General features: G+C 72.9%; 1 protein-coding gene. It reads left to right on the top strand.

Features of this window, described 5'->3' with window-relative positions:
• Nucleotides 1–56: 56 nt before the first annotated feature.
• Nucleotides 57–12,262, top strand: a 12,206-nt coding sequence (locus ACWGJB_RS49450; RefSeq protein WP_453386584.1) for an amino acid adenylation domain-containing protein, incomplete at its 3' end; no start/stop codon positions are given.

Below are 12,262 nucleotides of genomic sequence, written 5' to 3'. Positions count from 1 at the left end.
CGATCCGGGCGATCACGGTGGTGGGTGCGTTGCGGGCGGAGGGGTTCGATGTCGCCGTGCGTGACCTGTTCGAACACCGCACCGTCGCCGCACTGACCAAGGCGGCCCGTGGCCGTGCCCATGCGCCGGCGGAGGGGCCGGCCGTCGAGCCGTTCGCGCTGCTCGACGGCGTCGACCGGGAGGCCCTGCCGGCCGGCGCGGTGGATGCCTACCCGCTGTCGCAGAACCAGCTCGGCATGCTCGTCGAGATGCTCGCCTCCAGCGGAGTGCAGGCCGGCGAGGGCATCGGGAACCTGTACCACAACACCACGACCTTCCCGATCGCCGACGGGCGCGGCTTCTCCGAGCCGGCGTTCCGTACGGCGCTGGAGCTGCTCGCACAGCGGCACGAGATCCTGCGGACCTCGCTGCACCTGACCGATTACGCGCAGCCGCTCCAGATCGTGCACGGCTCCGCGAACCTCGGCCTCGGCGTACGCGACCTGCGCGGCCTGGGGGAGGACGAAATCGCCTCCGTGCTCGCGGAGTTCACCAAGTCCGAGCGCGCCGAGCTGTTCGACCTCGTGGTGCCCGGGCTGCTCCGCTTCTTCGTCCACGTGACCGACGGCGGCTACCAGCTCTCCGTCACCGAGTGCCACGCGGTGCTGGAGGGCTGGAGCCACCACTCCCTGCTGATGGAGCTGCTGGCGCTCCACCGCGACCTGCGCGACGGCGTGGAGCCCGCGCCGTACGAGGCGCCGGGCCTGCGCTTCGCCGACTTCATCGCGGCCGAGCAGGCCGTCCTGGCGAACGAGGGAAGCCGCGCCTTCTGGACGGACCTGGTCGGCCGGACGGCCGGCTTCGTGCTGCCCCGGGAATGGGGCGACCGAACCGCGGACGCCGGCGCCCCGGTGACCGCGCGCACGCCGTGGGCGGACCTGGAGGACCGGCTGCGGATGCTGGCCGTCGCCTCCGACGCCTCGCTCAAGAGCGTCATGCTCGCCGCCTTCGGCAAGGTGATGAGCCAGCTCACCGAGGAGCCCGCGTTCAGGGTCGGCCTGGTCAGCGACGCCCGCTCCGAGCGTCTCGGCGCCGACCGGGTGGCCGGCATGTACCTGAACACGCTGCCCTTCGCGGTCGACCGCTCCGCCCGTACCTGGCGCGAGCTGGTGCGTCGGACCTTCCGGCAGGAGGCGGCGTTCTGGCCGCACCGCGGCTACCCGCTGCCCGCCATCGTGCGGGACTCCGGCCAAGGCTCCCGGCTGTTCGAAGTCTTCTTCAACTACCAGGACTTCCGTCAGGTCGACGGCGAACTGGTCGGCCTGGGCGGCAACGACGAGAGCCCGACCGAATTCCCGCTCACCGTCTCCTCCCGGGCCGGGCACATCTTCCTGACCGCCAACCCGCGCACGGTCGGCCGCGCCGCCGCCGAGCGGATCGCCACGATGTTCCGCCTGGTCCTCGAAGCGATGGCGGCGGACCCGGACGGCGACGCCGAGGCCGCCTACCTCCCCGAGGCCGAGCGCGCCCTGGTGATCGGCGACTGGTCGGCCACCTCCGCCACGACCACTGCCGAGCAGACGCTCGAGGCCTTCGAGCGCCGGGCCGGGGAGTCGCCCACGGCAACCGCCGTCACGGGCCGCGGTGTTCTCGGCGAGATCGTCGAGAAACTGAGCTTCGCCGAGCTGGACGCCCGGGCCAACCGGCTCGCCCACCGCCTGCGGGCGCAGGGCGCCGGCCCCGAGTCGGTCGTCGCGGTCTGGCTGCCGCGGTCCGCCGACTTGGTGGTCGGGCTGCTCGCCGCCTGGAAGGCGGGCGCCGCCTACTTGCCGCTGGACGTCGCGGCCCCCGAGGGGCGGGTCGCCCACCTGCTGGCCGACGCCAAGGCCGTCGCCCTGATCACCGACGCCGCCGGCGCGCGGCGCCTGGAAGGCCGGGCGGCCTGCCCGACCGTCACCCTCGGCGGAGACGAGGACTCCTCGGTGCGGTGGCCGGCCACCGCACCCGAACGGGTGGACGCCCCGGACCGGCTCGCCTACGTCATCTACACCTCCGGCTCCACCGGCATGCCCAAGGGCGTGCAGATCGGCCACCGGGCACTGGCCGGCTACCTCGACTGGGCCGTCACCGACTACATCGACTCGGAGGGCGGCACCGCACTGTTCTCCTCCGTCGCCTTCGACCTCGTGGTGCCGACGCTCTGGGCCGCGCTCGCGGCCGGACGCCCGGTCCACGTGTTCCCGGAGGAGCTGGACCTGGCCGACCTGGGCCGCGCGTTGCGGGCTGCGGCCCCGTTCGCCTTCCTCAAGCTGACGCCCGGTCACCTCGAACTGCTGTCCCGGCAGTACGCGGACGCACGCGGCCTGACCCGCACCCTCGTGGTCGGCGGCGAGAGCCTGTCCGCCCGCGTCGCGGAGGCCTGGTGCGAGTTGCTCGGCGGCGGCCGTGTCGTCAACGAGTACGGCCCGACCGAGGCGACTGTCGGCAACAGCGTGTACGCCGTGACCGGCGCGCTCGCACACGATCCGGCCCCGATCGGCCGGCCGATCCCCGGCACCTCGATGTACGTCCTCGACGAGCACCTCCAGCCGGTGCCCGTCGGCGTGGTCGGCGAGCTGTGCGTCGGCGGCGGCCACCTCGCCCGCGGCTACGTCGGCCGGCCCGGCCAGACGGCCGAGTGCTTCGTGCCGGACCCGTGGGGCGATCCCGGTGCGCGCCTGTACCGCACCGGCGACCTGGTCCGGCTGCTGCCGAACGGCGACGCCGACTTCCTCGGCCGCCGCGACGAGCAGGTGAAGATCCGCGGCCACCGCGTCGAACTCGGCGAGATCGAGGCCGTGCTCGGGGCGTTGCCCGGAATCTCCCAGGCCCGGGTCACCCCGGTGCCCACCGCGGCCGGCCGGCTGCTCACCGCCTACTACGTGAGCGAGTCCGGCGAGGCCCTCGACACCGCCGCGCTGAACACGAGCGCGGCCGCCTTCCTGCCCGCCTACATGGTCCCGGACGCCTTCGTCGCGGTGGCCGCGATCCCGCTGACCCCCAACGGCAAGCTGGACCGCGCCGCGCTGCCCGCCCCAGAGGCGGCTGCGCAGGCCCGGCGGGTCGCCCTGCGCGCGCCGGGCGACCCGCTGGAGGAGCGGGTCGCCGTGGTCTGGTCGCAGGTGCTCGGCATCGACGAGGTCGACGTCGAGACCAGCTTCTTCGACCTCGGCGGCGATTCCATCCGCGCCGTCTCCCTGGTGGGTTCGCTGCGCTCCTTGGGCCTCGACATCGGGGTGCGCGACGTCTTCGAGGCGCGCACCATCGCCGGGCTCGCCGAGCGGCTGCGCCGCCGCGACACGGTCGAGGCGACCGCGACCGCCGTCGCGCCGTTCGCGCTGATCGGCGCCGAGGACCGGGCCGCGCTGCCGGCCGGGGCCGTGGACGCCTACCCGCTGTCGCAGAACCAGCTCGGCATGCTGGTCGAGACGCTGGCCTCCGAGGTCGGCAACTCCTACCACGACGTGGCCTCGTTCCTCATCGCGGACACCGTCGCGTTCGACCTGGCGGCCTTCCGCCGGACCGTGGACCTCGTGGCGGCCCGCCACGACATCCTGCGGACCTCCTTCGACCTGCACACCTACTCGGTGCCGATGCAGGTCGTCCACGCCGTGACGGAAATCGAGGTCGGGTACGCCGACCTGTCCGGCCGCTCCGAGCAGGAACGGCGGGCCGACCTGGAGCGCTTCGTCGTCGCCGAGCAGGCCCGCGCCTTCGACCTCCAGTCCGGCAGGCCGATGCTGCGGATCTTCGTCCACACCGAGGACGAGGTCACCTGGCGCTGCACCTTCACCAAGAGTCACGCGCTGCTCGACGGCTGGAGCTACCACCTCCTGCTGACCGAACTCGTCGAGTGCTACCGGCAGGTCCTGGCCGGGCAGAGTCCCGCGACGGCCGAGGCGGGGACGGCGCGCTACGCCGACTCCATCGCGGCCGAACTGGCGGCGCTGGCCTCCGCGGACTCGCGTGCGTACTGGCAGGAGATCGTCGGCAACCGGGCCCGGCTCACCTTCCCGGATACCTGGCAGGGCGACACCACAGCGCCGCGCGCCAAGGTCCGCGCGGGCCTGCGCTTCACCGACCTCGAACCAGGGCTGCGCGCCCTGGCCCGCACCACGGGCGTGTCGCTCAAGAGCGTGCTGCTGGCCGCCCACCTGAAGGTGATGAGCCAGCTCACCCACGAGGCCTCGTTCCAGACCGGTGTGGTGTGCCACACCCGCCCGGAGACGGCCGGTGCCGACCGGGTGCTGGGCATGCTGCTCAACACCGTGCCGTTCGGGCACGACCGCTCCGCGCGTACCTGGCGCGAGCTGGTCGCCTCGGTGTTCGAGGGCGAGGCCCGGATGTGGGAGCACCGGTACTTCCCGATGCCCGCCATCCAGACCCAGCTGGCCGAGGGCGACCGCGTCCTGGAAGCCTTCTTCAGCTACCTGGACTTCTCCGGCGCGGACCTCGAGGACATCACCGACGAGAGCACCGGGATCAACACCAGCGCCACCGAGTTCGCGCTCGGCGTCACCACCCTCGACAACATCCTGACGCTGCGCACCGACTCGCACACCATGACCCAGGAACGGGCCGACCACCTGGCCGCGATGTACCGCGCGGTGCTGGAGTCGATGGCGGCCGGCCCCGACGGCGACGCCCGGGCGGTCTACCTGCCCGCCGACGCGGCGGGCGTCGAGGAGTGGGGCGAGAGCGCCGACTTCGGCCGGCAGACCGTGCCCGCACGGATCGCGGCCCAGGCCGCGCGCACCCCCGACGCGGTGGCCGTCATCGCGGGGCAGCGGACGCTCTCCTACGCGCGGCTGCTTGCCTCGGCCGACGCGGTCGCCGAAAGGCTGCGCGCTGCCGCGGTCGCGCCGGGCTCGGTGGTCGGCGTGGTCGTGGACCACGGCCTCGACCTGCTGCCCACCCTGCTGGGCATCTGGCGGGCGGGCGCGGCCTACCTGCCGCTGGACCCGTCCTACCCGGCCAAACGCTGGGGCGCGGTGCTGACCGACGCCGGCGCCGCGGCCGCCGTCACCCAGTCGCACCACGCCGAGCAGCTGGGCGCCGCCTTCCCGGGCCCCCTGGTGCTCGCGGACGCACCGGCCCCGGTCGGCACCGACCGTCCGGCGGTCGCCCACCTGCCGGACCCGCAGGACCTCGCCTACGTCATCTACACCTCGGGCTCGACCGGCCGGCCGAAGGGCGTCGAGATCACCCACGAGGGCCTGGCCAACCACCTCGGCTGGGCGGCCCGCGACCTCTGCGGGGCGAGCCGGGGCGGTTCGGCGCTGTTCTCCTCGGTCGCCTTCGACCTGGTGGTGCCCAATCTGTGGGCGCCGCTGCTGACCGGCGAGCCGGTGCGGATGCTGCCCACCGGCCTGGACCTGTCGGACCTCGGCCGTGAGCTGCTGGCCGGTGCGCCGTACTCCTTCCTCAAGCTGACCCCCGGTCACCTCGAGATCCTGACCGGGCAGATCACCGTGGAACAGGCCCGCGACCTGGCCGGTGTCGTCGTGGTGGCCGGCGAGGCTCTGTCCGGCGCGCTGGCCGGACGATGGGCCGAGTGGCTCGGCGACCGCCGCCTGGTCAACGAGTACGGTCCGACCGAGGCCTCTGTCGGCACTTGCGTCAACCCGCTGTCGCTCCCGGTCCAGGCCGGTGTGGTGCCGATCGGCAAGTCCCTGCCCAACATGGGCATGTACGTCCTCGACGACAACCTCCAGCCGGTGCCCGACGGCGTGGCCGGCGAGCTGTTCGTGGCCGGCACCGGTGTCGCCCGCGGCTACCGTCGGCGGCCCGGGACGACCGCCGAGCGGTTCCTCCCCGACCCCTTCCGGGCCGACGGTTCGCGGATGTACCGCACCGGCGACCTGGCCTGCCGGGACGCCGACGGGAACGTCAGGTTCCTCGGGCGGCTGGACGACCAGGTGAAGATCCGCGGCCACCGGATCGAACTCGGCGAGGTGGCCGCCGCGCTGCACACCCACCCCGAGGTCCGCGACGCGGCGGCGATCGCGGTCGCCTCGCCGGCCGGGGACCTTCGCCTGGTGGCGTACGTGGTCGGCGCGGCCGGCGCGGCCGAGCTGGCCGCCCACTGCGCCGAGGTGCTGCCCGAGTACATGGTTCCGGCGGTGTTCGTCCCGATGGACGCGCTGCCGCTGACCGCCAACGGCAAGCTGGACCGCAAGGCCCTGCCCGACGCCCAGAACATGACGCAGGGCACCCACGCCGCCCCGCGCACCCCGCTGGAGCAGCGTGTCGCAGCGGTCTGGGCGGCCGTCCTGGGGGTGCCGAGGGTCGGCGTCGAGGACCGGTTCTTCGAGATCGGCGGCGACTCGATCAAGGCGATCGCGCTGATCAGCGCCCTGCGCGCGGAGGGCCTGGACGCCCAGGTCCGCGACCTCTTCGAGCACGGGACCGTGGCCGGCAGCAGCCGGGCGCTCGCCGAGCGCACCGCCCCGGCCGGGGCCCTGACCCCGGTCGCCCCGTTCGCGCTGGTCTCCGCCGAGGACCGGGCCAGGGTGCCCGCCGACGTGGTGGACGCCTATCCGCTCTCCCGGATCCAGACCGGCATGCTGGTCGAGATGCTGGCGAGCGAGGGCGGCTCGACCTACCACAGCGTCGGCTCGCAGCGCGTCCCGGACCGGCAGCCCTTCGACGAGCACGCGTTCCGCGCGGCGCTCGCCGTGGTCGTCGCCCGGCACGAGATGTTGCGCACCTCCATGCACCTGACCGGCTTCTCCGCGCCGATGCAGCTGGTGCACGCGAGCGCCGAGGTCCCGCTGACCGTGCACGAGCGGCGCGAGGGGCTCGAAGATCTGCTGGAGCGCGAGCGGGTCACGCCGTTCGACCTGTCCGCCGCCCCGCTGCTCCGGGTCGTGGTGATCCTCGACGGCGAGGACGGCTGGTGGCTGACGCTGGTCCAGTCGCACGCCACCCACGAGGGCTGGGCCCGCCACACCCTGGTCACCGAGCTGCTGACCGCCTACCGCAGGCTGCGCGCCGGCGGTGCGGAGGATGCGGCCGAGCCGGTCGGGGAGCCGACGGGTGCGCGGTACGCCGACTTCATCGCCGCCGAACTGCGGTCCCTGGACTCAGAGGAGGATCGCGCCCACTGGCGGCAGGTGATCGCCGAGCGTTCCCCGGTCGGTCTGCCCGCGGCCTGGGCGCACACCGGCGGGCCGGGCGAGGCCTACGACCAGCGGATCGACTTCCCCGATCTGACCGAGGCGCTCCAGGCGGTCGCCGCCCGGGCCCGCACCTCCCTCAAGAGCGTGCTGCTCGCCGCGCACACCAAGGTCATGTCCCAGCTGGCCAACGAGCCGGGCCGCTACTTCGGCCTGGTCACCGACGCCCGCCCGGAGCTGACCGGCGCCGAACGCGTGTACGGCATGCACCTCAACACGGTGCCGTTCGCCGTGGACGCCCTGCCGGACACCTGGTTGCGGCTGGTCCGAACGGCCTTCGACCGGGAGGCCGCGGCCTGGACGCACCGGCACCACCCGATGCCGGCCATCGCCCGGCTGCGCCCGGACGCCGGCGGCGAGGCGCTGTTCAACGTCGTCTTCAACTACTTCGACTTCGCGAAGCAGGAGGAGGCGGTCGGTGACGGGCCGCGGATCGGCGACTCGCGGAACGACTTCGCGCTCACCGTCAACTGCTCGCCGGTGCACATCTCGCTCAGCACGAACTCCCAGGTGATGAGCCAGGAGGCGGCCGTTCGCCTGGCCGCGACGTACCGCGCGGTGCTGGCCACGATCGCGGCCGACGCCGACGGCTCGCCGCAGGGTGCCGTGCTGCCCGCGGAGGACCGCCGCAACCTGCTGGAGCTGTGGAGGGACACCGCCCGCGAGCCCGTCGACCTCGACGCCGTGGCGACGTTCACCCGCTTCGCCGCCGAGCGCCCGCAGGCGCTTGCCGTCCGCGACGGTCGGCAGCAGCTGAGCTATGCCGAGGTGGACGCGCGTGCCAACCGGCTCGCGCACCACCTCATCTCGCTCGGGACGGGGCCGGAGAGCGTCGTAGGCCTGCTCGCCGAGCGTTCGGTCGAGCAGCTCGTCGCGGTGCTCGCGGTGCTCAAGACCGGCGGTGCCTACCTCCCGGTGGACCCGCACCTGCCCGACGAGCGCAAGGCCTACCTGCTCGACGACTCGGGCGTCCGGCTGCTGATCGCCGACCGCTCCGACGACCCGGCGGGCCGCGCGGGCCGGCGGATCATCGGGCTCGACCGCGCCGAGGAGTGGGCCTTCCGGCCCGCCACCGCCCCGACCCCGAACGTCACGCTCGACAACCTGGCTTATGTGATCTACACCTCCGGTTCCACCGGCCGCCCCAAGGGCGTGATGGTGCACCACCGCGGCATGGGCAACCACCTGCTCGCCAAGGTCGAGGACCTGGAGCTGACGGGCAGCGACGTCGTTGCCCAGAACGCCCCGCTCAGCTTCGACGTCTCGGTCTGGCAGATGCTCGTCGCCCTCGTGGTCGGCGGGTCCGTGAGCGTGATCGGCTCCGAGGCCGCCGCCGACCCGGTAGCCCTGTTCGACCGGGTCGTCCGCGATGGCGTCACCGTGCTCGAAGTGGTGCCCTCGGTGCTGCGCGCCGCGCTCGACGTCTGGGACGCCGGTACTCCGGCTCCGGAACTGCCCGCGCTCCGCCGCCTGGTGGTCACCGGCGAGGCCCTTCCGCCCGAGCTGTGCGTGCGCTGGTTCTCGCGGTTCCCGCAGGTGCCGATGGTCAACGCCTACGGCCCGACGGAGTGCTCCGACGACATCACCCACGCGATCCTGACCGAAGCAGGCGAGGCCGAGGGGATCCGGGTACCGATCGGCCGGGCCGTGCGCAACACGACCCTCTACGTGCTCGACGAGGCCGGTGAGCTCGTCCCGGTCGGCGTGCCGGGCGAGCTCTACGCGGGCGGCGTCGGCGTGAGCCGCGGCTACATCGGCCGTCCGGGGCTCACCGCCGAGCGCTTCGTCCCCGACCCGTGGGGCGAGCCGGGCTCCCGGCTCTACCGCACCGGCGACCTGGTCTGCCTGCGCGCGGACGGGCAGCTGGAGTTCCTCGACCGGGTCGACGACCAGATCAAGGTGAACGGGCAGCGCGTCGAGTTGGGCGAGATCGAGGCCTCGCTGGCCGCGCACCCGGCCGTAGGCATCGCCGTGGTCCTGCTGCGCGGCGCCGACGCCGGGAGTGAGCGCAAGCGGCTCGTGGCCTATCTGGTTCCGGCGGCCGACCAGGCCCCGGCGCCGACCGAGCTGCGCGCCTGGCTCACCGACCGGTTGCCGCTGCACATGGTCCCCGCGGCCTTCGTGGCGATGGGGTCGCTCCCGCTGACCCCGAACGGCAAGACCGACCGGCGCGCCCTGCCCGAGCCCGGCACGGAGCACTTCGCGGGCGCGGCCTCGATCGCGCCGCGCAACGCCGTCGAACGCCGCCTGTGCGACCTCTGGAGCGAGGCGCTGCATGTTCCGGAGGTCGGGATCGAGGACAACTTCTTCGACCTCGGCGGCGACTCGCTGATCGCCGTCGCCCTGGTGGGCCGGATCCGTGCCGAGGGCCTGGACGCCACCGTCCGCGACGTCTTCGAGTTCCGTACGGTCGCCCGGCTCGCCGAGGCGCTGGCACTGCGGCCGAGGCTGGCGGAGGACGCCGCGACCACCGTCGCGCCGTTCGCGCTCATCACGGAGCAGGACCGGGCGGCGCTGCCCGAGGACGCGGTCGACGCCTACCCGCTGACGCAGAATCAGCTCGGCATGCTCGTCGAGATGCTCGCCGACACCGACCGGAGCGTCTACCACATCGTCAACAGTTTCCGGATCAAGGACGAGAACTCCCTCGCGCTCGACACCCTGCGCGAGGCGGCGGACCTGATCTCCGCGCGGCACGAGGTGCTGCGCACCTCGATCCAGCTGACCGGCTACTCGGTGCCGATGCAGGTCGTGCACGCGCAGTCGCGCATCCCGGTCGCCGGCGCGGACCTGCGCGGGCTCGGTCAGGAGTCGGCGGTCGCCGAGCTCCAGGGTTACGTCCAGGACCAGCGGTCCCGGCCGTTCGACCTCGACACCGCGCCGCTGTTGCGGATCCATGCCCATGTGGAGAGCGATGAGGCCTGGTGGCTGACCTTCACCCAGTGCCATGCCGTCACCGAGGGCTGGAGCTACCACCTCGTCCTCATGGAGCTGCTGCAGGTCTACCGCGCGCTGCGCGCCGGCAGGGACCCCGAGCCGGCCGAACTGCCCGCCGTCCGTTTCGCCGACACGGTGGCCGGCGAGGTGGCCGCGATCGCCGACCAGGAGCAGCGCGACTACTGGCACGGGATCGTCTCCGGGTACAGCCCGCTCAGCCTCACCGGGCTCGGGGCGAACCCGGAGGCCGAGCCGACGCCGGTCTACGGCAAGGTCCCGTTCGAGGACCTGGAAGCCGGCCTGCGGGCGCTCGCGTCCAGGGCCGAGGTCTCTCTCAAGTCGGTCCTGCACGCCGCGCACCTGAAGGTGATGAGCCAGCTCACCGACGTCTACGCGTTCCACTCCGGGCTGGTCTGCGACACCCGGGTCGAGGTGCTCGGCGCCGAGCGGGTGCCCGGCATGTACCTCAACACGGTCCCGTTCCCGATGGACCGGGGCGCGCGCACCTGGCGGGAGCTCGTCCAGCGGGTCTATGCCCGCGAGGTCGAGCTCTGGCCGCACCGCCGGTACCCGATGCCCCTGATCCAGCGGGCCGGGGGTGGCGACCGACTGGTGAACGTCTACTTCAACTACCTCGACTTCCACCTGGTCGACAACGAGGTCGTGGACACCGGGCGGCGGATCAGCAACGCCCCGGTCGAGACCGGCATCGGTCTGACCGTCCACAACAGAGGAAGCCGTCTGCACCTCAGCAGCCACTCGGCCGTGATCAGTCCGGCTGGCATGGAAAGGATCACTGTCATGTACCGCGAGGTCCTGGAAGGTATGGCGAGTAACGAGGACGGGGACGCCACGGCGGTCTACCTGCCGGCCGCGGAGAAGGCCCGGCTGCTTTCCGAGGACGGATCCGGTGCCGGCGCGGACTCCGCCGACAGCACACTGGTGCAGCTGTTCGCCGCCCAGGTGGCCGAGCTGCCGGACGAGCCGGCAGTCACCGCGCAGGGCGGCACGCTGACCTATCGCGAGCTGGACGAGCAGGCCAACCGGCTGGCGCACCGCCTGATCGAGCTGGGCGCGGGGCCGGAGCGGCTGGTCGGCCTCTGCCTGGAGCGTGACCAGCACCTCGTCCCCAGCTTGCTGGGCATCCTCAAGTCCGGCGGCGCGTACCTGCCACTCGACCCGGCGGCGCCCGCGAGCCGGCTCGGCCACATCGCTGCGGACGCGAAGGCCGCACTGGTCGTCACCGTCCGCGCGCTGGAGCCGCTCGTCCGCGAGTTCTTCGACGGCTCGCTGGTCGTCCTGGATGAGCCCGCCGAGGCGACGTTGCTCGCAGCCCAGCCCGCGGCGGCCCCTGAGACCGCGCTCAGCGGCGACAACCTCGCGTACGCCATGTACACCTCCGGCTCGACCGGTCTGCCCAAGGGCGTCCAGGTGACCCACCGCACGGTGGTCCAGCTGATCGTCAGCGCCCAGGAGCACTACGCGTTCGACGACTCGGACGTGTCCAGCATGAGCCACTCGTACGCCTTCGACGTGTCGGTCTTCGAGCTCTGGGCCGCGCTGGGCAATGGCAGTCGCGTCGTGGTGGTCGGCACCGAGACCACCCGCTCGCCCGACGACCTGCTCGACCTGCTGGTGGACGAGGAGGTCACGGTCCTTTACCAGACGCCGTCGGCCTTCCGCGCCCTGGCAGCGGCCGCCCGCGACGGTGACCCGCGGATCAGGGCACTGGCCCTGCGTGCGGTGGTCTTCGCCGGGGAGCGGCTCGAAATCCCGGCGCTCGCGCCCTGGGTCGAGCGTCGCAGCCTGAGCCGTACCGCGCTGGTGAACATGTACGGGATCACCGAGACCACCGTCTACAGCACCTACCACCGCCTGACCCGCAAGGACTTCGCCCAGGACGCCGGCAACGCGATCGGCCGGCCGCTCAGCGAACAGCGCCTGCACCTGGTGGACGAGGAGGGCAACCTCGTGCCGGTGGGTGTGGTCGGGGAGATCTGTGTGGCGGGTGGGGGTGTGGCTCGTGGGTATTCATCGGCGTGGTTGACGGCGGAGCGTTTTGTGCCGGATCCGTTTGGTGGGGCGGGTTCGCGGATGTATCGCAGTGGTGATCTGGCGCGGCGTCGGGG

The sequence above is a fragment of the Streptomyces sp. NPDC054813 genome, from assembly GCF_053611365.1.
Note: the sequence above shows the minus strand (reverse complement) of the source record. Positions and strands in the feature narration are given on the sequence as shown.